Annotated in this window: 26 protein-coding genes; 11 read left to right on the top strand and 15 right to left on the bottom strand. The window is 46.4% G+C overall.

All coding sequences use genetic code 11. The features are described from left to right. Positions 1 to 113 precede the first annotated feature (113 nt). The 4 genes from ftsY (at position 114) to rpoH (ending at position 4,086) form a co-directional block, all read left to right on the top strand. Positions 114 to 1,211 (top strand): signal recognition particle-docking protein FtsY, encoded by a 1,098-nt coding sequence (gene ftsY / locus AC1RR2_RS02935; protein ID WP_493220812.1) that lies wholly within the window; start codon positions 114 to 116, stop codon positions 1,209 to 1,211. Between the two features lie 57 nt (positions 1,212 to 1,268). Continuing rightward, positions 1,269 to 2,003 (top strand): cell division ATP-binding protein FtsE, encoded by a 735-nt coding sequence (locus AC1RR2_RS02930; protein WP_493220811.1) that lies wholly within the window; start codon positions 1,269 to 1,271, stop codon positions 2,001 to 2,003. Positions 2,004 to 2,030: 27 nt separating this feature from the next. Next, positions 2,031 to 2,948 carry a cell division protein FtsX gene (locus tag AC1RR2_RS02925; RefSeq protein WP_493220810.1) on the top strand — a complete coding sequence of 306 codons (918 nt, stop codon included), beginning with the start codon at positions 2,031 to 2,033 and terminating at the stop codon, positions 2,946 to 2,948. Positions 2,949 to 3,186: 238 nt separating this feature from the next. Further along, a complete protein-coding gene (rpoH, locus tag AC1RR2_RS02920; RefSeq protein WP_493220809.1) occupies positions 3,187 to 4,086 on the top strand; it encodes an RNA polymerase sigma factor RpoH in 900 nt (299 codons plus the stop codon). A 100-nt stretch (positions 4,087 to 4,186) separates the two neighbouring features. On the opposite strand, the gene AC1RR2_RS02915 is transcribed toward rpoH, so the two are convergent. Genes AC1RR2_RS02915 through AC1RR2_RS02895 form a run of 5 tightly spaced genes read right to left on the bottom strand, consistent with a single transcriptional unit; the run spans position 4,187 to position 8,129 of the window. Then, entirely contained in the window at positions 4,187 to 4,804 is a 618-nt protein-coding gene (locus AC1RR2_RS02915) for an SCO family protein (RefSeq protein ID WP_493220808.1), read from the bottom strand. A 1-nt stretch (position 4,805) separates the two neighbouring features. After that, the gene (cyoE, locus tag AC1RR2_RS02910; RefSeq protein ID WP_493220807.1) at positions 4,806 to 5,690 is read right to left on the bottom strand and encodes a heme o synthase; all 885 of its coding nucleotides are present in this window, start codon (positions 5,688 to 5,690) and stop codon (positions 4,806 to 4,808) included. Between the two features lie 47 nt (positions 5,691 to 5,737). Then, on the bottom strand, positions 5,738 to 6,790 hold the full coding sequence (locus AC1RR2_RS02905; protein WP_493220806.1) for a COX15/CtaA family protein: 1,053 nt from the start codon (positions 6,788 to 6,790) through the stop codon (positions 5,738 to 5,740). A gap of 42 nt (positions 6,791 to 6,832) precedes the next feature. Next, a complete protein-coding gene (locus AC1RR2_RS02900) occupies positions 6,833 to 7,429 on the bottom strand; it encodes an SCO family protein (RefSeq protein WP_493220805.1) in 597 nt (198 codons plus the stop codon). Further along, complete coding sequence (locus tag AC1RR2_RS02895) at positions 7,410 to 8,129, bottom strand: SURF1 family protein (protein WP_493220804.1); 720 nt, start codon at positions 8,127 to 8,129, stop codon at positions 7,410 to 7,412. Before AC1RR2_RS02895 ends, AC1RR2_RS02900 begins: the two co-directional genes overlap by 20 nt. 33 nt (positions 8,130 to 8,162) lie before the next feature. On the opposite strand from AC1RR2_RS02895, the gene AC1RR2_RS02890 reads away from it, so the two are divergent. Then, positions 8,163 to 8,363, top strand: coding sequence for a twin transmembrane helix small protein (locus AC1RR2_RS02890; RefSeq protein ID WP_493220803.1), 201 nt, complete (start codon positions 8,163 to 8,165; stop codon positions 8,361 to 8,363). A gap of 66 nt (positions 8,364 to 8,429) precedes the next feature. On the opposite strand, the gene AC1RR2_RS02885 is transcribed toward AC1RR2_RS02890, so the two are convergent. The 7 genes from AC1RR2_RS02885 to AC1RR2_RS02855 form a co-directional block, all read right to left on the bottom strand. Next, positions 8,430 to 9,290 (bottom strand): cytochrome c oxidase subunit 3, encoded by an 861-nt coding sequence (locus AC1RR2_RS02885; protein ID WP_493220802.1) that lies wholly within the window; start codon positions 9,288 to 9,290, stop codon positions 8,430 to 8,432. A gap of 206 nt (positions 9,291 to 9,496) precedes the next feature. Beyond that, the gene (locus AC1RR2_RS02880) at positions 9,497 to 9,712 is read right to left on the bottom strand and encodes a DUF2970 domain-containing protein (protein WP_493220801.1); all 216 of its coding nucleotides are present in this window, start codon (positions 9,710 to 9,712) and stop codon (positions 9,497 to 9,499) included. 13 nt (positions 9,713 to 9,725) lie between these two features. Next, a complete protein-coding gene (locus AC1RR2_RS02875) occupies positions 9,726 to 10,292 on the bottom strand; it encodes a cytochrome c oxidase assembly protein (protein WP_493220996.1) in 567 nt (188 codons plus the stop codon). Between the two features lie 54 nt (positions 10,293 to 10,346). Continuing rightward, a complete protein-coding gene (locus tag AC1RR2_RS02870; RefSeq protein WP_222612416.1) occupies positions 10,347 to 10,451 on the bottom strand; it encodes a cytochrome oxidase small assembly protein in 105 nt (34 codons plus the stop codon). Positions 10,452 to 10,564: 113 nt separating this feature from the next. Continuing rightward, a complete protein-coding gene (gene ctaD, locus AC1RR2_RS02865) occupies positions 10,565 to 12,169 on the bottom strand; it encodes a cytochrome c oxidase subunit I (protein WP_493220800.1) in 1,605 nt (534 codons plus the stop codon). 17 nt (positions 12,170 to 12,186) lie between these two features. Continuing rightward, the gene (gene coxB, locus AC1RR2_RS02860) at positions 12,187 to 13,377 is read right to left on the bottom strand and encodes a cytochrome c oxidase subunit II (protein ID WP_493220799.1); all 1,191 of its coding nucleotides are present in this window, start codon (positions 13,375 to 13,377) and stop codon (positions 12,187 to 12,189) included. Between the two features lie 226 nt (positions 13,378 to 13,603). Further along, complete coding sequence (locus tag AC1RR2_RS02855; protein WP_493220798.1) at positions 13,604 to 14,515, bottom strand: methyltransferase domain-containing protein; 912 nt, start codon at positions 14,513 to 14,515, stop codon at positions 13,604 to 13,606. Between the two features lie 155 nt (positions 14,516 to 14,670). Here AC1RR2_RS02855 and AC1RR2_RS02850 point away from each other — a divergent pair, with 155 nt between their 5' ends. Further along, complete coding sequence (locus AC1RR2_RS02850; protein WP_493220797.1) at positions 14,671 to 15,423, top strand: ComF family protein; 753 nt, start codon at positions 14,671 to 14,673, stop codon at positions 15,421 to 15,423. Positions 15,424 to 15,692: 269 nt separating this feature from the next. Beyond that, positions 15,693 to 16,163 (top strand): tRNA (uridine(34)/cytosine(34)/5-carboxymethylaminomethyluridine(34)-2'-O)-methyltransferase TrmL, encoded by a 471-nt coding sequence (trmL, locus tag AC1RR2_RS02845; protein WP_493220796.1) that lies wholly within the window; start codon positions 15,693 to 15,695, stop codon positions 16,161 to 16,163. A gap of 85 nt (positions 16,164 to 16,248) precedes the next feature. Here trmL and rfaE2 read toward each other — a convergent pair whose 3' ends face one another. Further along, the gene (gene rfaE2, locus AC1RR2_RS02840; protein ID WP_493220795.1) at positions 16,249 to 16,725 is read right to left on the bottom strand and encodes a D-glycero-beta-D-manno-heptose 1-phosphate adenylyltransferase; all 477 of its coding nucleotides are present in this window, start codon (positions 16,723 to 16,725) and stop codon (positions 16,249 to 16,251) included. Positions 16,726 to 17,085: 360 nt separating this feature from the next. On the opposite strand from rfaE2, the gene AC1RR2_RS02835 reads away from it, so the two are divergent. Further along, a complete protein-coding gene (locus tag AC1RR2_RS02835; RefSeq protein ID WP_493220995.1) occupies positions 17,086 to 17,625 on the top strand; it encodes a glutathione peroxidase in 540 nt (179 codons plus the stop codon). A 111-nt stretch (positions 17,626 to 17,736) separates the two neighbouring features. On the opposite strand, the gene AC1RR2_RS02830 is transcribed toward AC1RR2_RS02835, so the two are convergent. Beyond that, on the bottom strand, positions 17,737 to 18,585 hold the full coding sequence (locus AC1RR2_RS02830; protein WP_493220794.1) for a PhaM family polyhydroxyalkanoate granule multifunctional regulatory protein: 849 nt from the start codon (positions 18,583 to 18,585) through the stop codon (positions 17,737 to 17,739). Positions 18,586 to 18,726: 141 nt separating this feature from the next. Between AC1RR2_RS02830 and AC1RR2_RS02825 the strand changes: the two genes are divergently transcribed. From AC1RR2_RS02825 to queC, 3 genes are read left to right on the top strand one after another with little or no spacing between them, the layout of a single operon-like run. Beyond that, on the top strand, positions 18,727 to 19,845 hold the full coding sequence (locus AC1RR2_RS02825; protein ID WP_493220793.1) for a DUF3108 domain-containing protein: 1,119 nt from the start codon (positions 18,727 to 18,729) through the stop codon (positions 19,843 to 19,845). After that, the gene (locus AC1RR2_RS02820) at positions 19,835 to 20,593 is read left to right on the top strand and encodes a DUF3108 domain-containing protein (protein ID WP_493220792.1); all 759 of its coding nucleotides are present in this window, start codon (positions 19,835 to 19,837) and stop codon (positions 20,591 to 20,593) included. Before AC1RR2_RS02825 ends, AC1RR2_RS02820 begins: the two co-directional genes overlap by 11 nt. A gap of 54 nt (positions 20,594 to 20,647) precedes the next feature. Beyond that, positions 20,648 to 21,358 carry a 7-cyano-7-deazaguanine synthase QueC gene (gene queC / locus AC1RR2_RS02815; protein ID WP_493220791.1) on the top strand — a complete coding sequence of 237 codons (711 nt, stop codon included), beginning with the start codon at positions 20,648 to 20,650 and terminating at the stop codon, positions 21,356 to 21,358. A gap of 69 nt (positions 21,359 to 21,427) precedes the next feature. Here queC and AC1RR2_RS02810 read toward each other — a convergent pair whose 3' ends face one another. Next, entirely contained in the window at positions 21,428 to 23,653 is a 2,226-nt protein-coding gene (locus AC1RR2_RS02810; protein ID WP_493220790.1) for a bifunctional diguanylate cyclase/phosphodiesterase, read from the bottom strand. Positions 23,654 to 23,807 lie beyond the last annotated feature (154 nt).

Here is a 23,807-nt window from a genome sequence, read left to right as displayed (position 1 = left end):
GTTCTCTGAGCTTCTTTACCCATTTTCCTGATTTAACATACGTATTTGACAAGTCAAATACCACTGTCCGCGAACGATCTCAACATTTACCTTTTTCGAGTCAACCCTGATCCATGTTTAGCTTTTTCAGAAAAAAAACACCCGAGCCAGTCAGCACCAGCCTTAGTCCTGAAGCCAGTGGGACAGCGCCTAGCAATGCCGCAATCGACACATCGACCTCAGTTCAAACTATACACGCAGCTTTAGACCAGTCGACTGCAAACAAGGTAGCACAAGAAGCAAGAGTCGAAACACAAGCCGAAGTCGCACCTGCTAAGTTGTCGTGGATTGCGCGCTTAAAACAAGGCTTAGCAAAAACTTCCTCTAGCTTAACGACCTTGTTCGTTGGTGCCAAAATCGATGACGATTTATATGAAGAATTAGAAGCTGCTTTATTGACCTCCGATGCCGGCGTTGAAGCCACCGTACATTTGTTGGACAACTTGAAACGCAAAGTCAAAGAAGAAAAATTAACTGAGGCCGAACAAGTCAAAGCAGCGCTCAAAACTTTATTGCTGGACTTATTAACACCTCTGCAAAAACCATTTGAATTGGGGCGCTATCAACCTTTAGTCATGATGATTGCAGGAGTCAATGGCGCAGGCAAAACCACGACCATAGGCAAACTTGCCAAACATATGCAAGTGCATAAGCAATCGGTGGTCTTGGCGGCTGGCGACACTTTCCGTGCTGCAGCCCGAGAGCAATTGATGGTCTGGGGTGAGCGCAATAATATTACCGTCATTGCCCAAGAGTCTGGCGATCCGGCGGCAGTGGCATTTGACGCGGTCGCTTCAGCCAAAGCACGTGGCACCAATGTTGTCATGGTGGATACAGCAGGCCGTTTGCCGACACAATTGCATTTGATGGAAGAACTGAAAAAGATTAAGCGCGTCATTGCCAAAGGCATGGAGGGCGCACCGCAGGAAGTCTTACTGGTCATTGATGGCAATACCGGCCAAAATGCTTTGGCACAAGTCAGAGCATTTGACGATGCATTGCAATTGACTGGTTTGATCATCACTAAACTGGATGGCACCGCCAAAGGCGGCGTCTTAGCTGCAATTGCCAAAACCCGTCCGATTCCTGTGTATTTCATCGGCGTTGGCGAGCAAATCGAAGATTTACAAGCTTTTAATGCACAAGAATTCGTGGATGCTTTGCTCAACTAAGTAAATAGCGACGCAAATAACCAAGTAGTAAGGATGTGAATAGAAAGATAGATCTCAATGATTGAATTTCAACATGTATCGAAAGCCTATGCCCACGACATTTACGCCTTGCGCGATGTCTCGTTTTCTATCGGCGATGGTGAGTTAGTTTTTTTAGCCGGTCCCTCCGGTGCTGGTAAATCCACCGTACTCAAAATGATTGCAGGTCTAGAGAAACCGAGCAGTGGTTTGATCATGATGAATGGCCAGAACATCAGTAAGTTAAAAAGCGGCAGCCTGCCCTACTTACGGCGCAAACTCGGTCTGATTTTGCAAGGACAAGGCCTGCTTTTGGACCGCAGTGTACTGGCGAATGTGATGTTACCGATGATCGTGGTGGGTGAATCGAGAGCTGATGCCGAAGCCCGTGCCTATGCGGCCTTAGAACGATTAAATATTCAAGACAAAGCTGATGCCTCTCCACTTTCACTCTCGGGCGGGGAACAACAACGTGTCGCTATTGCCCGCGCCATTGTCAATCGTCCCAAAATCATTCTGGCAGATGAACCAACCGCCTATCTGGATCGTGAGAATGCAATCATCGTCATCAATGCGTTAAAAGCCTTTCAACGCTCGGGTGTCACTTGCATCATTTCCAGTCACGATGAGCAATTTCTGGAACAAGCGAACCGCGTTATTTATTTGAGTAAAGGTGAGGTCACTGATTCATGGACGTCTGCTGCTATTCCCTCAGTTCCAGCTACAGTGATGGCGCCAAACGCTACGCTGTCCACGTCAATGGCACATGCCTGAACAAGAATCGTAAGGATAGAATTCATTATGACTAACTGGTTTCGCCAACATGCCTACGCTTCACGCGCTGCGCTGACCCATTTGCGAGCAGCCCCCGGCAACTTTCTGTTCAATGTATTGGTGGTCGCGATTGCACTGGCTTTGCCTATCGCGGGTCTAACGGTATTAGAAAATATACGCCCAGTCGCCTCTCAACTCTCTATCGAACCTGAAATCAGTGTATTTTTGAAACCTGACTTAGCTAGCACCGACGCGGCAGCGATGGCAGCACCGATTAAGCAAGTATTGAAAGAACTTAAAGTCAGTGCCAAAGTAAAATTTGTTCCAAAGGATAAAGCGCTGGCTGCCATGGAAGGCACGAATAGTCTGGCAGAAGTGCTTGCGACTTTAGGTGGCAATCCACTACCGGATGCCTATGTATTGTCTTTAGCGAATGCGGATAGCAACAAAGCAGAACAACTCACCACCGCCTTGCGCGGCCTGGACAATATCGATGTCGTGCAAGTTGACTCGGAATGGGTCAAACGTCTGGCGGCATTATTGCAAGTATTGCAGATGGCCTTGTTATTTCTGGCTGGCACTTTGGCAGTCGTGGTGATCGTGGTGGTATTTAATGCGACCCGCTTGCAGGTGATTTCGCATCAGGCCGAAATCAGCGTCAGCCGCATGTTAGGCGCGACCAATAGTTTCATTCATAAGCCCTATTACTACACGGGGGCGATGCTGGGCGTATTGGCGGGTGGTTTGGCATTGGGTTTAGTCGCCTTATCTTTACAGCCATTAAATCAGGCCATCGCTGAATTCGCGAAATTGTATGCGTCGGAATTTCACCTCAGCCCGCTCGGGCTCCTACCAAGTCTGTGTTTAATCGCGGTCAGCAAAATTTTAGGCCTGTGTGGCGCCTATCTGTCCGTACGACGTCAATTATCGAAAATTCCACATTAAGATCAATTACTTAGCGATTCCCCCTACGATTTCAATCGTATTTTAAAGGCACGAATAAGTGCGCTAACAAATCGGTAAAAAATTAGACTTTTTATACATTTCCCCTTGAAATTCGACAAAACAAACAGATTATTAGCACTCATCCCGATTGAGTGCTAATATTAGAACTTGAAAGTACTGAGAAATAATTTTTGGTACGGCATTACGGAAATAATCTGATTTGATATCAGGAGGAAACATGACACAAACATCAGCACAAGGCATTTTGCATTCTTCGGACAGCACAGCTTTAGCACTGGGTTTCACTGGCACACTAGGCAATATTGATGCCTATATCTCTGCCGTCAATCGTTTGCCTATGCTGTCGCACGAAGAAGAAATTGATCTCGCGACCAAATTAAAATTACACAACGACCTCAACGCCGCGCAGCAATTGGTTATGTCCCACTTACGCCTGGTGGTCTCTATCGCGCGTGGTTATTTAGGTTACGGTTTGCCTCATGCCGATTTGATTCAAGAAGGTAATATTGGTTTGATGAAAGCGGTCAAACGCTTTGATCCTGACCAAGGCGTACGCTTGGTGTCTTATGCTATGCATTGGATCAAGGCCGAAATGCATGAATACATCTTGAAAAACTGGCGCTTGGTCAAAGTCGCGACGACGAAAGCGCAACGTAAATTGTTCTTTAATCTGCGTTCGAACAAAGAAGGTCTGGATTCCATGACACCTTCTCAAATTGACAGCTTGGCGAGCAAACTCGATGTCAAACGTGAAGACGTAATCGAAATGGAAATGCGTTTGTCGGGTCGCGATGTGGCTTTAGATGGTTCCAGCGATGACGAAGATGAAAAATTTGCACCTATCGCTTACCTGAAAACAGAAGCAGAAGAACCAACCCGCGTCATTGAAGCGCAGCAATATGACCGTTTGCAAAGTGAAGGTTTGGAATCTGCATTAGCCAAACTGGATCCACGCTCCCGCCATATCATCGAATCACGCTGGTTACAAAATGATGATGGCTCTGGCGCAACTTTGCATGACCTGGCCGATGAATATGGCGTTTCAGCCGAGCGCATACGTCAGATCGAAAGCGCAGCCTTGAAAAAAATGAAGGGCTCTTTAAGCAGCTATGCATAAGGTTTAAGCGATGTAGTATCCGCTCTCAAGCTGAATAAAAAAGGCACTCAAGTTAAATTGAGTGCCTTTTTCTTTGTGCTGAGCGTTTTGAATCGCTTACTTATTTCAGCAAAATCTTTAAGTCATGCACGATCGCCTCTGGCTTTTGTCCATACTGCACATAAAGACGAATACGACCTTCTGGATCGAACACATAGCTTGCTGCAGTATGATCCATGGAATAATTTTCAGGCGTACTACCCGCACTTTTTTGATAGAACACTTTGAATTCTTTAGCTACTTTGGCAGTTGCCGCTGCATCTCCATATAAGCCCAGGAAACGTTTATCAAAGTTAGGTACATAGGCAGCCAATAAAGCTTGCGTATCGCGCTCAGGATCGACTGTGACGAAAAGAACTTGCACCTTGTCAGCCAAAGGTCCTAACTGCGTCATCACTTTGGCCATATCAAACATCGTGGTCGGACAGACATCCGGGCATTGCGTGTAGCCAAAAAACAAGACCACTGCTTTGCCTTTAAAATCTTGCAAAGTACGTGTTCTACCATTCTGATCAGTGAGCGTGAATTCTTTACCGTAGGGTAAGCCCGTCAGATCAGTATTGATGAATTTTTCTGCGGTGTCCGTCTTATTGCAAGCGACTAAGCTAAACGCAGACACCAAGGAAAAACTCAATAAGCTGCGGCGAGTCCAAGGTGAAGACAAAAAAGAGGTTTTCATATCACAGCTTTATGTAATGGTCGACCAGAAGTGCGACAAACAGCAAGGATAAATACACGATAGAAAAGGTAAAGGTCTTGCGCGCCAATACGTCATCGTAATGACGATAAATACGCCATGCATACCATAAGAACCCCAGGCCTAAAACCACTGCACTCACCAGATAAATCAAGCCACTCATCTTGACAGCATAGGGCAACAATGTTGTGGCAAATAAGGCGATGGTGTACAGCCAAACATGAAAGCCCGTAAATTCCATGCCATGCGTAATCGGCAGCATAGGTAAGCCCGACTTTGCATAATCATCACGGCGATACATCGCAAGCGCCCAAAAATGCGGTGGCGTCCAAACGAAAATAATCAAGACCAGCAACCAGGCTTGCATCGGTACTTCATTGGCAATTGCCGCCCAACCTAAAGCCGGTGGCATGGCGCCAGATAAACCACCAATCACAATATTCTGCGGTGTGGAGGGCTTCAAAATAATGGTGTAAATGACGGCATAGCCAACGAAGGTGACGAAGGTCAACCACATCGTCAAAGGATTTACCAGGGCATATAACACCCACATGCCGGCACCACCTATGATTGCTGAGAAGACCATAATTTGAGTGGCACTCAACTCACCTTGCGCACTGGGGCGACGTGCTGTGCGTGCCATACGCGCATCAATCTCGCGCTCGACCAGGCAATTAACCGCAAAAGCAGCACCTGCGAGTAACCATATACCTATCGTTGCAGCGACCACACGCTCCCAGTTGGGTAGCGTTGGCGTCGCCAGAAACATACCTATCACAGCGCAAAACACTGCGAGCTGTGTGACCCTGGGTTTAGTCAGGGCAAGATATTGAAAAAAACGATTATTTAAATTACTGGACTTAGTCATGTAGAGGCGATCGGGGACGGCGATTAAGAGTTCAAATAACGCCTAACTTAAGTGCTGGCGCGAACGCGATAGTTTAACATGCTCAGCAGCAGCACAAGTAAGGCCGCTCCCGCATTATGCAAAACCGCAATGGCTAAAGGCCAGGAAAAATAAACTGTCGCCACGCCACTTAAGAATTGCACCACGAGCACGGCCAAGATAGCGTTGCTATTGCTTTTTAGAGTTTCATGCTTACGGCATAGGAAGGCAGTCAGTCCCAAGCTCAAGAAAACGATCCAGGCAAAACTACGATGCACCCATTGTATAGTCACTAGCGCTGAATAAGGCAAATAATCACCGCTGGCAGTTTTGCCCAATTCGCGCCATAAGACATAAGCATGCTCAAAATCCAACTCAGGTATCACTTCACCGTTACAAGACGGGTAATCATGACAAGCTAATGCGGCGTAATTCGTGCTGACCCAGCCGCCCAATGCTATTTGCGTGAGTAGCACCAAGAACACGATGGGAATTAAAGTTCGCATCCAGGCTTGGATACCAATTTCTACCGAGGGCGATTCGCGCATCCAAGCCCAAACCAGCAGTGACAACAAGGTCAACGCCAACAATAAGTGAATAGTCACAATAATCGGCTGCAACTTCATTGTGACGGTCCATTTACCAAATGCGCCTTGCACCAGCACTAAGACGAACAACACTGTCGCTAACCAAGGTGAATGGCGCAAGCTGGACCGACGCCACCAGGCGATTATCATCTGAGCAGTAATCAAGACACCAACGCAGGTCGCCAAATAGCGATGTATCATTTCTATCCAGGCCTTCATCACCGTCACCGGACCGGTAGGCATTAAAGCTTCTGCCGCTTTTATTTCTGTATGCGCCTGAAAAGGATTGGCTTGGCCATAACAACCTGGCCAATCGGGACAGCCCAAACCTGAATCAGTCAGGCGCGTAAATGCACCAAACACGATCAGGTCAAAAGTAAGAAATAAAGTGACCGCGATCAACTTGCGGTACTTATTGTTGTCTTTGGAAGCCCAAACGATTGCCAAAGGAAACAAGGCAATCAATAGTCCATAAATAGCGATTTGGATGAACATAATAGGTCGGATCAAACAGCGTTAGATAAAAGAGCCAAGCGCCTAGCCGATGGCTGAAGCTTTGAGCAATTTACCAAGATCTTTCTTAACTTTGTTGGGATCAGCATCCTTAGGGAAGCGCATCATCAAATTACCTAAGGGATCAATTAAGTAAATATGATCTTGAATTTGTGTCCCGGCATCCGTCGGCAACCATTTCTCCAACGCAGCGCGATCGGTGCGTAACAAATGCGTGCCAGCTATACCAGGTTTCATTTTTTCATCAATAGCTTGAGTATCGGTAATTAACCAAACCCGCTCGATACGATCCATCGCCTTGCCTTGCGCCAAACGCAACTGTCGCATTTCGAGTAACTTTTTCTGACACGCCTCAGCACAGCTTCCTGTGTCAACCTGCAACATCATCCATTTACCTTTTAGTTCACTCAAAGCCACAGGCTTTGCTCCTTCCTCGCTCACCATCTTAAGCTCAGGCATGGGATACTGGCGCGGATCGATAATCGTTCCGTAATTATTACGCCCAGTTGGCTTAATCACATAATAAGTAAAGTAGGACGCGATCATCGGTGCCGCACATACAGCGAGCACGGCAAATAATTTCCAACGACCTGCTATTTTTCTATTGTCTACGTTTTCCACGACGAATTCCTGTCACTACAAAAAAGATGGCTGCCATCAGCGCCAATCCATACCATTGAAATGCATACGCTCTATGCTTATCGGCGCCAGCGGAAGGTTTAGGCCAGTCACGCACCAGACCATCGTTCGCTTCCGAGGTTTGCTCAAGCACTTTGTCGACCATTTTTAAACTACTTTGCTTACGCAATTCATCCAAAGATAAACTTTGCACAATCGCGCCTGGCTTTAAAGCATCGCTTTGCCCAAGCTGCATGGTGCGATCTAAATGATCGCGAATCACACCTTCAAGTTCTACCATTCCCTCATTGGTAACAAGCTCCGGCATTTTAGTGCGTTCTACCGGATTGCGCTGACGCCAGCCACGCGCGACCAGAATAGTTACATCGCTATCTTGTAGTTTGAACGGCATCAAAACATAGAAACCCGCCACCCCATTTAGCGGTCGATTGTCGAGATACAGAGGCCAACTGCGGACAAACTGACCGCGCAATTTCAAACGTTGAAATGCGGGTAAATCAGCTATTACGACTTCATTAGTAACACTTAACGCGGGCTTACGCATTTGTTCCTGCATGAGCTGCGCTAAGACTTCTTTTTCCTCCGCGCGTCGGGTCTGCCAGTTCCCCAACGAGATACCCAGTGCACACAACAAAGCGGTCACGACAAAAGGTAGGATACGGATCAAGACAGACTTAAGCATTACAATAGAGGTTTTGCAGAAAAAGTGGTTAATATGAAAATCCTGGTCGCCATCGCCTTCTTACTGATACTTTTCAGTCTGGGCTCAGCTTTAGTCTACCTGATGAAGGATAAAGGTAAGAGCAACCGCACGGTGAAAGCCCTAGCCTTTCGCGTAGGCTTCTCGATAAGTCTGTTTATCCTGATCCTGATCGCGCATCACTTCGGTTTGATACAACCAACCGGCATACACTAAGACCTAAGCTCTCTATGAACAAAAAGCCGCACTGAGTGCGGCTTTTTGTTTAATTACATCTTGTCATTACAGCCAATACACGACCACATACAAACCTAGCCAAACCACGTCAACAAAGTGCCAGTACCAAGCGGCGCCTTCAAATGCAAAATGATGATCTGCAGTGAAGTGGCCTTTCATCAAACGATACAAGACAACTGACAGCATGATGGCACCCATCGTTACGTGAAAACCGTGGAAGCCGGTCAACATAAAGAAAGTTGAACCGTAAATACCAGAAGTCAGTTTCAAATTCAATTCACTGTAAGCATGCATATATTCATAGACTTGGAAACCCATGAACACAGCACCCAACAATATCGTCGCGAACAACCAAAAAGCTGTCTTGGAACGCTGACCTTCGCGCAAAGCGTGGTGAGAGATCGTCAAAGTCACGCCAGATGCCAACAACAATGCGGTATTAATCGTTGGAATTGGGAATGGTCCCATGGTCTTAAACGCTTCAACAGTACCAGCAGGACCGATATTGCCCCAATGCGCAGCAAAATCAGGCCACAACACTTTGTGATCCAGATCTGCCAACCACGGCATGGTGACGCTGCGCGCGTAGAACAAAGCACCGAAGAACGCACCAAAAAACATCACTTCAGAGAAGATGAACCAACTCATACTCCAACGGAAGGAAGTGTCAATGCGAGCACTGTATTTACCACCTTCAGATTCAGCGATAGCGTCACCAAACCATTTATATAAAACCACTAAGGTCAGGAAAATACCTGCAAAATTCAAATAGGCACCCCAGGTTGCGCCATTGACCCACGCGGATGCACCAAGCATAGTCAGCAATAAAGTAATGCCACCTAATACTGGCCACTGTGAAGGACCTGGCACGAAGTAGTACGGTGCACTAGTGTTATGAGAACTCATTTCCATCTCCCGATACAATTTTTTAAACTCAATTATTAACTAATTTATTAACTAATATTTACTATAGGGCTTACCTAAAATTGCGCTGGCGAGCCTGCCCTCGAATGTTTGTATCGGGGGCGTGAAGCCTAAGACAGTGCAATTTCACGACGAGACGAACACAACAACGCTAGCCTCTGTTTTGTGTAAGTCCTAAACTAATATCTTTACTTCGCTACGACGTTCTTTACGATCATAATTAAGATCGTAATAAAAATCGCCGCGCCTATCAAACCTGCAATGATGACATGCACCGGATTCAACTGCGCCGCATCTTTTTCGTAAGCACTTTTCTTGCGTATGCCTAGAAACGACCAGAGTACCGCTTTCATCGTCGCCAGAAATGATGCCTTACGTTTGCTTGCCTGCTTTAAGTCATCCATCACTTGCCTATCTCTATGATCCAGCTTTACCAGACTCAGCTTTTAGACCTACCTCAAAAAAAGTGTAAGACAAAGTGATGGTCTTCACATCTTTTGGCAACGCAGGATCAATAAAAAATGATACAGGCATTTGTCGAGCTTCATTTGCTTCTAAAGTTTGCTGCTTAAAACAAAAACATTCCATCTTCTTGAAAAATGCCGCTGCCTGCTGCGGTGCATAACTAGGAATCGCTTGTGCATCCATTTTATAAGATTGCTTGTTCACGACTTCATACACCACTTGCGCCATTTCACCGGGATGCACTTGCAAGCTAGACACAGTGGGCCTGAAACGCCACGGGCCTTGCGTATTTGCATCGAACTCAATGGTAATTAAACGGCTTTTATCAACCTGAGAATTCACGACCGCATCAGCAGATATGTCCTTTGGCGTCAAAATATTGATGCCAGTAATTTCACAAATCTGCTTATAAATTGGAATCAAAGCATAGCCAAAACCGAACATCACTATGGCAATGATCACCAATTTCTTCAACATCTGAAAATTGAGCTTCTTATTTTCAGCCTGATCTTCTGACATCTCTTGCTTATTTTCCGGCTTTAGTTCATCCAACATGCGTATTCCGATTCAAGCTCAACGAAACAAAGTCTGTTTCACAAAAATACCAATGAAGAACACCAACACGACCGATGCCAAAATCAATGCTGTGGTGAGATTACTTTTCTTTTGGTTTTTCATTTTCTGGCTAGCCCAGCTTGCGCCGGGCTTAGTTTCATTAATTACTTGATGGCTTACTTAGCGGCTTACTTAGTGGCCTACTTAACGGCTTACTTAGTAACTCACTTCATGAATCACTTAACGATAGGCGGTTCTTCAAACGTATGGAACGGTGCAGGACTTGGTACTGTCCATTCCAAACCTTCTGCGCCTTCCCATGGTTTTGCATCCGCAGGTTTACCACCTTTGATCGATGGAATCACCACGAACAAAATGAAGTACACCTGCATCAAACCGAAGCCAAATGCGCCGAATGAAGCGATCATATTGAAATCAGCGAATTGCGCTGGATAATCCGCATAACGACGTGGCATACCTGCGAGACCCAAGAAATGCATAGGGAAGAAAGTAATGTTAAATGTTACCAACGATGCCCAGAAGTGGAACTTGCCGCGCGCTTCGTTGTACATAAAACCTGTCCATTTTGGTCCCCAGTAGTAGTAGCCTGCAAACAAGGCAAACAAAGAACCCGCCACCAAGACATAGTGGAAGTGAGCGACCACGTAGTAAGTGTCTTGCAACTGGATATCGATAGGTGTAACAGCCAAGATCAAACCAGTGAAACCACCCATGGTAAATACGAAGATGAAACCCACCGCAAACAACATAGGCGTTTCGAAAGTCATCGAACCTTTCCACATCGTTGCGATCCAGTTAAATACTTTCACGCCAGTTGGGATAGAAATCAACATCGTTGCGTACATGAAGAACAACTGCGCTGTGACTGGCATACCAGTTGTAAACATGTGATGCGCCCAAACGATGAAAGACAAAATCGCGATGGAAGCAGTTGCATACACCATCGATGCATAACCAAACAAAGGCTTACGTGCGAATGCTGGGATGATCTGAGAAACAATACCGAAGGCTGGCAAAATCATGATGTACACCTCTGGATGTCCGAAGAACCAGAAAATGTGTTGGTACATGACTGGGTCACCACCGCCAGCAGCATTAAAGAAAGAAGTACCGAAATGACGATCTGTCAAAGTCATGGTGATTGCACCTGCCAACACTGGCATCACCGCGATCAACAAGTAAGCTGTGATCAACCATGTCCAGCAAAACATTGGCATCTTCATCAAAGTCATGCCAGGAGCGCGCATGTTCAAAATCGTTGTGATGATGTTGATCGAGCCCATGATGGACGACGCACCCATGATATGTACAGCAAAAATCGCCATATCCATACCAGGTCCCATTTGGGTCGACAATGGTGCATACAAAGTCCAGCCAGCAGCAGTTGCGCCACCTGGAACGAAGAAGGAGCCAGCCAACAACAAAGCAGCAGGTGGCATCAACCAGAACGAAAAGTTATTCATACGGGCAAATGCCATATCGGATGCGCCGATTTGCAAAGGAATCATCCAGTTAGCAAATCCAACAAAGGCCGGCATAATCGCACCGAAAACCATGATCAAGCCGTGCATGGTAGTCAACTGATTGAAGAATTCCGGTTCCATTAATTGCAAACCAGGCTTAAACAATTCACTACGAATTGCCAATGCCATAACGCCGCCGACCATCAACATCGTGAAAGCGAACCACAAATACAAATTACCAATGTCTTTATGATTGGTCGCGAACAAATAACGACGCCAGCCATGTGGGTGATCGTGGGCGTGGTCGTCATGACCATGAGAGTGATCGTGTGCGTGATCAACTGCTGTATTACTCATCTCTATCTCCTGTTCAATTACTTACGCGCAGCCAAAACTTCGGCTGGCTGGACGATATTTTCTGCTGCCTTATTCGACCAGCTATTACGGGTATAAGTAATTACCGCTGCAATTTCTGTATCAGACAAAGTTGCTTTCCATGCTGGCATACCGGCTTTACCGTTCAACAAGATATTGAGCTGTGCCGCTTTCGGTCCGTTCACAATAGCGGAGCCATCGAGTGCAGCAAATGCACCTGGAACACCTTTACCGTTTGCTTGATGACAAGCAACGCAATTGGCAGCATAGACACTTTCACCGCGTTGTTTCAACTCATCTACCGTCCAAACTTTGCTTGGATCATCGGCTTTCGCGGCCATTTCTTTTTTCTTACCATCGACCCAGGCGGTGTAATCTGCATCAGATACAACGCGCACCACGATAGGCATAAAGGCATGCTCTTTACCGCATAATTCAACGCATTGACCGCGATAAGTACCAATTTTTTCTGCTTTGAACCAAGTATCACGAACGAAACCTGGAATCGCATCTTGTTTTACGCCAAAGGCTGGAATCGTCCAACCATGAATCACGTCATTGGCGGTGGTGATAATGCGGATTTTCTTATTGACTGGCACAACGACTTCGTTATCAACTTCCAACAAATAATTGACGCCGCGTGCCTCAGTTGGGGCTAAGCCAGGCGCGCCAACTTGCGTGCGTGGCGTTGCTAAGGTAGACAAGAAGGAAATACCTTCGCCTTCGCCTTTGAGGTAATCGTAACCCCACTTCCACTGCATGCCAGTTGCCTTGATCGTGATATCGGCGTTGGAAGTATCTTTCATTGCCACCACAGTCTTGGTTGCAGGCAATGCCATACCGATCACGATGAAGAAAGGCACGATAGTCCACAGAATCTCTACCGTAGTACTTTCGTGGAAAGTAGCTGGTTTATGACCCAAAGACTTACGATGCTTCAAAATGGAATAAAACATCACGCCGAATACTGCGACAAAAATTGCCAAGCAGATATACAGCATGAGGTTATGGATGGAGTAGATTTGCTCCGCGATTTGAGTCACGGGTGTTTGCAGGTTTAACTGCTTGACGGCAGGACCACCTGGGCTATCTTTAACGGCCCAAGCTGGCATCCCAGCAGCCAAAAGCGAAGCACCGAGCACCAAGGAGGCACCCAGCGTTCTCGACTTTAATCGCATAGCATGTTTCATGATTTCCCCAAAAACCTATTAGAATTTTCAACAGAAGTTGCTCAAAAAAAACGCTGGCAACTTCCACAACTGCGAGAGTATAAAGCGTAAAGCTGCGCTATATCAAGAAGAAATCACGGTTCGCCTAAGCAAAATCATGTTGACAGTCAGCAATTCTGCTAGCACAAAGCGCATTTTACAAACTAGCCAATATAGTCATTTATTAGCCATTTTGACAATTCATTCTTTAGTTTCTCTTGGGAAAATCGAGGCGAATAATCGACTCGCCAGTCGCCAACCGGGTCGCTTGTGGCTTAAAGGCATGTCCAAAAACAATTTCAAAACTAAGCGGAATACGCCCATCTGCGCCACGTGTTTTTTCTAGTTCAGCCACCACTTTGGCAAAATCTTTGCGCCCCAACAATCCACGACGCCGATTCGATAACGGGTTGCCGCCCAAGGCACGTACATCGGCAAACAATTGCTGTACGTCTTGATAACGCAAAGTAATTCTTTCGACATCCATCACCGGCGTGGCAAAGCCTGCCTGCACCAACATATCGCCCAAGTCGTGCATGTCAACGAAAGCTAGGGTGTGTGGAAAATCATCCACCACGGAAAATGCTTGGCGTAGCTCTATCAAGGTATCGGGGCCAAAACTGGAGAACATCACCAGACCATTCACGCGCAGCAGATTTATCCACTCGCTAAGCACCAAATGCGGCTGTGGATGCCAATGCAATGCCAAATTTGACCAAAGTACATCGAGACTATTTTTCTTCAAGCTGGGCTGCGCAAAATTGCCGCAAATTAAAAGCGTATTCGACTTACTTCGAAACGCATCCGCCACGAACTTACCCAGTAATTGGCCCAAGCCTTGGCGTGTATTTGCTTGCACTTGCGCACCACTTTGCAGTGCAGACAAAGAGGCATCGAGTCCGAATATCTGTGCCTGCGGAAATCGTTGCCCCAACAAAGGCAAATCAATACCGTCACCACAACCAGCGTCTAACACGGTAGCCGCTACGATCTTGACTAACTCCAACTTCTCCCGCATACGACTCGCGATTTCCCTGCGTAAAAATTGCGAACCTTGCACCCGCTCGGGCGTTGCAAACAAACGACGGACTAAAGGCAAATCGATAGGAGCACTAAGCATAGTTCAAATTTGGCATGCTAAAGTCACACCAATGTTTAGAGATGAGGAAGCAGCTAGTTTACCTCGTCGATCCACAGCAAAAATAAATTTCTCGTTTTTTAGGTGATACTTAAATAACATTCCGTTCCCCCTCACTCAAAACTATTCGCCTCAGCATGCCATTTCGCTCTTTGCAACAACTCGGATACAACAGCAAACTGTGGAAGCATTTGCTGCAACAGCTATTGCCGAATTTTTGCGCGATTTGCAAGAATCAAAGTGAAAATTTAATCTGTGCGCAGTGCCAGATTGATTTTTTCCCCGGGCAAAGCAAGCGTTGTCCAAGTTGCGCCTTGCCTTTACCAGCTTCTTCGGCAAATCAAATATGTGGTGAATGTATAAAGAATCGCCCGCACTTCGACCGCACCATCGTTGCATGCAATTACGTGCCTCCGATTGATCATCTGGTACTCGCACTTAAATTCGCACATCAATTAGGCTTAGCTACTGCATTCGCAAAAGAACTCAGAAACCAAATCAGTGCTATGCCGCAAGACACACTGCCGGATTTGATTTGCCCTATCCCTTTGGGAGCACAACGCTTAATCGCAAGAGGATTTAATCAATCCTTAGAAATCGCCAAGCCTTTAGGCAATGACCTCGGTATCCCAGTACGGCACGATCTATTACTACGCCTGCGTGACACCGTTCAGCAAAGTAGCTTGCATCCCGATGCCCGGCACAAAAATGTGCGCAATGCCTTTACTGTTCATTCTGAATTGTCGAACCTGATTCAAGCCAGGCACATTGCCCTCGTTGACGACGTCATTACGACTGGCACGACTTTGAATGAGGCAGCCAAAGTACTCAAACGATTTGGCGCAAGAAAAGTCAGTAACTTCGTATTCGCCCGCACGATTTGGGTTTAATCGAAGTCGAGCTTGAAATAAGAATAGCAAGTAGAATAATCGCTGAAAAAATTGAACATCCAAGCAAAGCCTCGCCGCAGAGAGCGCAGAGAAAAACTTGTTTTTGGGCTTTCTCCGCGTCCTCTGCGCCTCTGCGGCTAGCGCTTTTGCCTTTCGTTTAATTCGAAGTACGCTCATGTGATCGACCTAGTGGTAGCTACAAACGTTCAAACATTCCGCCATCCTTTACGTTATGATTTCACATTCAAAAAGTAAAAAAAGGACGTACCTTGTTTAATGTCGTTTTAGTCGAGCCAGAAATTCCGCCCAACACGGGGAATATTATTCGTTTGTGCGCCAATGCTGGCGTGCAATTGCATTTAATTGAGCCGCTTGGCTTCCCCTTAGAAGACAGCAAATTAAAGCGTGCTGGTTTGGACTATCACGAATATGCACGAATGAAAGTACATAAGAATTGGGAAGCTTTTTTAGCATCAGAGCAGCCACCCGCGGATCGTTTATTTGCTCTCACCACCCACGGTTCATCCAACTTCTCAGCAACTGAATTCAAACCCGGTGATTACTTTGTATTTGGAGCAGAAACCCGTGGTTTAGCACCCGCTTTACGCGAATCATTTCCCACCACGCAGCGCATACGCCTGCCAATGCGGCCAGATAATCGCAGCCTGAATCTGTCCAACACTGTCGCCATCGTCGTATATGAAGCTTGGCGACAAAATGATTTTCTAGGTGGCAGTTAAGACTGCGCCCTGCGACCGTCTTCGGGTTAACCTAGGCTGGTTTGGACTCACACAGGCCTAGTTTTTCTCTACCCTATTTTCACGCTCATTTCTGAGTTAGCTTTTGCAGAATTTTGGTCGTAGACCTATCGTACTCAAAATCGATAGCCCGCACTTGACCACCGTATGCTAAGACCGCCTGCCCTTCCGGAATCGCATGCATATCATAGTCGCCACCTTTGACATAAATATCTGGCCGCACCAATTGCACCGCTTGCAAGGCAGTATCCTCATCAAATGCCAAAACCAAATCAACCGATGCCAAGGCAGCCAACACCGCCATGCGATCCGAGCAAACATTAATCGGCCTGTCTTCACCTTTACCCAAGCGCCGTACCGATGCATCGGTATTCACGGCAACCACCAAGGAAGCGCCCAAAGCTTTCGCCTGTGCCAGATAAGTCACATGACCACGATGCAAGAGGTCAAACACACCATTTGTCATCACGACTGGATGCGGCAATGATTGCAGCTGTTCGATCAAGCGACTGGGGTCGCCAATTTTATTTTCAAAGTCAGGCATAAGTAGAGAAGACTATTTAAAGTGCAAGATAAAAATCAAACCCAGATTATCTATTGGGCGCAACTGCGGTGCGATTTTCGCGCTAACGATGCACTTTAGGTTAGTTTTGTGGCTCTTCGTTGCCCATAGCTGGCTACTGGCGCCTGATTCACTTCAAAATTATCTCGACAAGTGCATCCGCCATCAACGCAAATTCCAAGCGATAGTCTGGGTCAAAAAAACAAATGAGGCGCTTACTGTAACGCGCTCAGCATTAAACTGCAAATAACAGCAAATTGCGCTAAGATGATTTTCTTCTTAGATCAGGGAGTTGTTATGTCATTTTCCAAAAAAATAGTCCGCCTGTCGACTTTAGTTAGCATGCTATTTAGCGCTCTACTTATGTCCACTTCGGGTCAAGTATTAGCTCAAGATGCAGCCTGTCCCGATATTTTAAAACATAGTTTTAATCGCCTGCAGGACGATGCGCCACAAAACCTATGCCAGTATCAAGGTAAGGTCGCCCTGGTGGTGAACACGGCCAGTTATTGCGGCTTCACCAAACAATACGAAGGGCTGGAAGCACTGTATGCAAAATACGCGCAGCGCGGTTTAGTGGTACTCGGTTTTCCATCCAATGATTTTGGCAAACAAGAGCCAGGCAATAGTAAGGAAATTGCCGATTTTTGCTTCAATACTTACGGCGTGAAATTCCCTATGTTTGCCAAAACTTCAGTGCAAGGTAGTGAGGTTAATCCCTTTTATGCGCAATTGATTAAGGCCACGGGCACTACGCCAAAATGGAATTTCTATAAATATTTAATTGACCGTAATGGTAAAGTCTTAGCGGCTTACGCCAGCACGACCACACCTGAGAATAAGGGCTTGGTTGCGGAAATTGAAAAGGCTTTAGGGAAATAAGCACTAACTCAAATTGATCTTCGGGTTCTTAGATGTTGGCAATAAGTGAGTCAACATGCAAAACGCCTTCTTCCTTTTTTCAAGAAGAAGGCGTTTAACGCAACGCTTTACTTAGCCCAATTTTGATTTACTTGTTACACGGCGTTTCAGGGGTGCCTTACTAGCTACGCTCGTTTTTTCACTACGCTTGGCGGTCGTCGATGATGTGCTGGATGGATTCTTTTTGGGTGTTTTGGGTGCCATAGGCACTTTGCGTACCGCTACTTTGGCACTCCCACTCTTCTCCTTGCTTACAGCGGACTTGCCTTCTTTTACGTTCTTCACACTTCCCTGATTGACGGATGGGGTCTTGGTACTTACTTCATCTTGCATCGCGTGACTCAATGCTTGTTTAAATTGATCCTGCAATACCGTCCACCAAGCTGCTGGATTACTGAAAGCACCTCCATCGGACTTGGCTGTACTCGTTTGCTCCCCCTGCTCTTCTTTCGCAGCCGCTGGCACCTCTGCTTGAGGCAACTCATCCACTTCTGGTTCTTCGTCGTCGACTTCATCCATTTCGTCTTCAACGGCAGGTTCCGGCACCTTTTGTTTGGGCTGCGCCTTATTGCTACTGCCCGTTTCCGGCATAGGCCATTGCGAAGAAAAAGTCGAAGTAGCGGCCTTTTCGCTGTTGCCCGTGGCTTGCGCAAAACTCTCGCCCATCGTTTTTAAAGCAGCGATAGTGGCGCGTTGCACTTCCAAGGCTTGTATCGTGCCCTTCAACATATTCATATTCACGTTCAACCACGATTCGACCGTTTTCAAATCCTTAATTTGCTTATCCAATTCATCCACCGAAAGCGTGGGTGTCACCATGCCAGGCAATTGCATATCGCCCCATAATTTTTTCACGAATCCTAAGGGGTCATTCATTCCCCCCATACTGCCTGCATTGTTCTGCTGAAATGGATTTTGCATATCTTTCTCCTTAAACATATTGGGACTAGCTATTTTGCAAACCCAATTAAATTTCATAAACCATCGCGAGCATGAAGAAACGAGTCCGCAACAAGGTTTGCACTTGTCGCAAGAATAAGCCAGAACGATTACACTAGCGTTATGGCACAAGTCTTTTCTTTCTTTCAGCAATTAAAACACGCAATCAAGCGCAAAACTGTGGTTTTTTCGCTTGCGACTCTGCTGCTGCACGTATTGTTTTTTGAATCGGCGGCATGGAAGGATTGGAAGCCACAAGTATTACAGGCATCGAATGCGTCAATACAAGTCAACTTGCGTCCGACACCAGAACCCGTAAGTAATACCAGCCCGAGTAGGCAGGCGACACCTACATTAAAACCGCAACCCAAACCTGCACCCAACAAAAAAGTCAGGAATATACCGCAACCACAAACGCAAGAACCGCTGCCCGAACCTGTCATCACATCAGAAGTCATGCCGGAAGAGACGCCAGCAGAACTCACACCACCTCCTGAAGAGCCCGCTGCGGCCAACACGCTTACGGAAGAAAGCAAGCTCACGAAATTAGTCACTCAGGTACCAAGTTCGATAGAAATGCGTTTAGATGTAACACACACCAAGGTCAACGACACGCCGACCAGAGGCGTTGCTACTCTATCCTGGCAGGTCTATAACAACCGCTACAAACTCCAGCTGGAAGTAGGTGTCAATTTAATCATCACAACTTTGAATTTATTTACACTAAGCAGCGAGGGCGACATTGGCCCGCACGGCTTAATGCCTGGCACGAGTACCGATGAGCGAAAAACCAAAGCACCGACAGCCATACACTTTAATCATTTTGCTAAAACAATTACTTTTTCTGCCAGCAATAAAACGGTGCCTATGCAAGACGGTGTACAAGATGCAGCCAGCCTGCTTTTGCAATTAGCAGCGATAGGAAATGGTCAGGCAGCGCAATTTACCAGTGGTAAAGAATTTACGATACAAGTCGCAGAAGGTCGTGATGCTGCAGAATTCCTCTTTCAGGTGGTCGATGAAGAGGAAATTGACAGCAAGCTAGTCGAGTCAGGCAAGTTAAAGACCGTTCATATAGTCCGGCCGCCGCGCCCTGGTGTCTATAATTCGCGACTCGACATCTGGCTGGCGCCCTCGTTGAGCTGGTATCCGGTCCAAATCAAGAATACCGAAAGTAATGGTACGGTAACGTATCAAATCGTCACCGAAATTAAGAAACGAGTCGTAGCAGATGATAAATGAACTGACTTTTAGCTCGCGATTAGCCCTAATCGCTTTTAGTATTTTTGAATTGATGAGCAGCACAACGGTGCATGCCAAGGCGGTCGATTTAGCGCCCTCCGCTGAGCTGGTGTATGCAGTGAAATCGAGTCAAAAAGGCATACCGGTGAGCGGCGAAGCGCGCGTGTCATGGCAAGTCAAAGACACCGCTACTGGAGCTAAATCTTACCGTCTAAACTCGGAAACCAGTGTAGCTCTGTTTGGCAAAATTTTAAGAACCAGCAGCGCAGGCTTCATCGATTCATTGGGCCTGGCGCCAGAAAAATTTCTGGAAAAACGTTTTCGCCGCGATGAAGCAAGCACCACCTTCGATCGTCAAAACAAGACCATTACCTTCTCCGATTCTGATCTAAGCTATCCGATTAAAGGAGGCGAACAAGATCGTTTAAGCGCGACCTGGCAACTAGTCAATTTAGCGAGAAGCGCGGGCGAATCATTGCAAGCGGGGCATGAATGGAAGATGTTTGTCGCAGGCTTACGCGATGCCGATCCTTGGGTCTTCAAATTAATTGAAATCAATAAAATTCAAACTGCCTTAGGTGAATTGGAAGTACTCCACATTCTCAAAGCGCCGCCCCCCGATGCAAAAACACAGCACATAGAATTATGGCTGGCGACCACACTAGACTACTACCCTATACGTATCAGCTTTCAAGATGCCAACGGCGATAAGCTAGAGCAAAAAATCGTCTCAATTAAAAAACAATGAGATAAACTCGATACGACCAATTACTTGATCACCTGCATTCTTTAAGATTTCAACATGAAAAATTTATCCAAACGTGCCTTAGTTTTATTCAGTGGCGGACAAGACTCGACCACTTGCCTGGCCTGGGCATTGGAGCGCTATGACTATGTTGAAACCATAGGTTTCGATTATGGTCAACGCCATGCGATTGAATTGACCATGCGCCCTGAACTCTTAAAAAAAATGCGCGCACTGTCACCTGAGTGGAATAGCAAACTAGGCGATGATCACATCATCGATTTGTCTTTGATTTCGCAGCTGTCGCATACGGCAATGACTGCAGATATTGCAATAGAAATGCAAGAAAATGGATTACCAAATACCTTCGTGCCGGGACGAAATTTGATGTTCATGTTGACAGCCGCAACACTCGCGTATCGCAGAAACCTAGAAGTCCTGGTGGGCGGCATGTGTGAAACTGATTTTTCTGGTTACCCTGATTGTCGCGATGACAGCATGAAGGCATTGCAAGTTGCCATCAACCTGGGCATGGCAACTCGTCTGAATATAGAGACGCCCTTGATGTGGATAGATAAAGCGCAATCCTGGCGTCTGGCAGAACAATTAGGTGGCAGCGCATTAATAGAATTAATACGACAAGATACGCACACATGTTATCTGGGCGAGCGTGGTCAACTGCACGCTTGGGGGCATGGCTGCGGAACTTGTCCCGCCTGCGATTTACGCGCTAAAGGCTACGAAACCTACCGTCAAGCATCGACATAAGAAACTGGCGCCCATTTAGGCGCCAGCATGTATCAGAGTCCGTTTTAAACACCAGGCTTGAGGATTGCGCTATTTCCATTCTTTCAGCCAAGTCTCAATCGCATTGTCCAACATCGGTCGCGCGATCAAAAACCCCTGCCCTTCAGCGCACCCCATCTTGCGCAGCACATCGAGATGCGTTTCGGTTTCTATGCCTTCTGCGATCACCGCTAAGCCCAATTTTTCGCCTAGTTGGGTAATTAACTCTGCGATTCTTGGACCACCTAGCGTATCGATCTGCATCACAAATGCGCGATCAATCTTTAAACGATCTACCGGTAATTTGTCCAGGTAACTCAATGAAGAGAATCCAGTACCAAAGTCATCAATCGCGATCTGTACGCCTATCGCTTTCAAATTCGCTAAAGCCTCTTCAAACTGACCGACGCCACTCATCGTCACCGATTCTGTAATTTCTAATTCAAGGTAATGCGGTGCCAATCCACTGTCTTGCAAGGCGCGTTTTACCAATTCAATAAAATCCGGTTGACGGAACTGTATGACCGAGACATTCACCGCCATACGCTCTAAAGCAAAGCCCTTTTCCAAGAGCTGCACCATGGTGTAACAAGCGGTACGCAGCACCCAGGCACCCAAACTAATGATCAAGCCAGAATGTTCAGCCAACGGGATGAAATCAGTAGGCGCAATCATCTGACCTTCATCGGTACGCCAGCGTAACAAAGCTTCAAATCCTATGACTTTACGATTGCCTAAACTAATTTGTGGCTGATACATCAAGAACAAACGCTCAGCATCAAATGCCTTATGCAGATGCTGCATCAACAATGCGCGTTCGCGAATTTCAATTCCCATCTCACGCGTAAACATGGTGTGCGAACCACGTTGATAACCCTTAGTACGTTTCAATGCAATGCTGGCATCTTTCAGCACATCGGCACCGGATTGAGAATAAGAATCCAGCGCCACCAAACCCATAGACATAGAAACTGAATGCGAGGTGTCGTCGATAATAAAAGGATCGTCAAACAACTTCTGCAGTTTTTCTGGCAACAAAGCCGTGCTACTTCCTAACAGACCAAATACATCACCACCTATACGCGCTAAAAAAACCTGATTACCCAAAGACTGCTGCAAGCGATTCGCAACCGCCCGCAACAAGAGATCGCCATACCGATGTCCCAACACATCATTGATCTCCGCAAAATCATCAATATCAATCAAGACCAACATCTGGTCCGGCGTCACATTCTCTATCGATGAATTAACTTGTTCAATAAACCTCAAACGGTTGGGCAACATCAAAAGTTGGTCGCGGAAAGCATAGTTCTTTAACTGGCTGACCAGACCCAAGTTATCTAGGCACACGCCGAGATTAAAACAAAATATTTCCAATAGTTGCTGATCAATGGCAGTTAAGGCATAAGGTAATTCTATAAACGCGGCGATCGCACGTTTGCCTCTACCCGAAAAATACAATGTCATATTGTTTTCTTCGAACAAAGATACACGTTCAGATAGCGCCCGGCGCAAGGCATCGCGAATGACAGGATTGTCAATCTCATCGATAGGACGATTCATCAAATTGCGATAATGCCCGGCTGAGGCGATGACGCTATACCGAAAGCTGTTATCAAACTGCAGTGCCTCATCGCACTGCGCACATAACAAGCCCTCAGATGGAACGCCGCATAGGGCTGCGATTTGGGTAATCACGCCAGATGCAAAGCCTTCAATGCCATCTTGCATAGAAAACGCGGCACTGGAGGTAATAATTTGATGCAGTCCGCGCCGGCTCGCTTCTATCGTGCGCAATTGATCATAAGAACGGATGGCAGCCGTCAACGCCGTCAATAATTTTTTACGGGTGAGTTCGTTTTTTGTTTTGTAATCGTTGATGTCGTAATCGCGGATTGCATCTTCTTCTGGCGCATATCCGGGCTGTCCAGTACGCAGAATAATTCTGGTATCGCGCCATTTCAAATCGTCACGGATGAAACAAACCAAATCCAAACCTGCATGTTCGGTTTCCATGACCACATCAAGCAAAACAACGGCGATATCGGATTCGACTGCAAAGCGCTCGTGGGTTTCAGCTTTGGAATAAGTGTGTATGAATTCTAAGCGGCGATTAAGGATTTTGACATCAAGCAAAGAGAACTCTGTCGCACGATGCACGTCTTCGTCATCGTCGACAATCGCAATCTTCCAAGTACGTTGAGAAATGTTGGCCAAGGCATCGTTATCAAGATCTTCCTCGATAAGAATCTCGTCATCCTCAAGATTTTCTGACATGCCGCCCCCAAATTTTGTTGGAAACTCACACAAACAAAGTGCTTTCAGTATATAACAACTACTTTGCCCTGCAACAACAAAACACAACAAAATCAAAGCGACTTTACAACACAAAATGCAAATTAATCAGACCTCACTTTTTTGCGTTTCAATT

The sequence above is a fragment of the Undibacterium sp. GW821-FHT11H02 genome (genome assembly GCF_058808015.1).
Note: the sequence above shows the minus strand (reverse complement) of the source record. Positions and strands in the feature narration are given on the sequence as shown.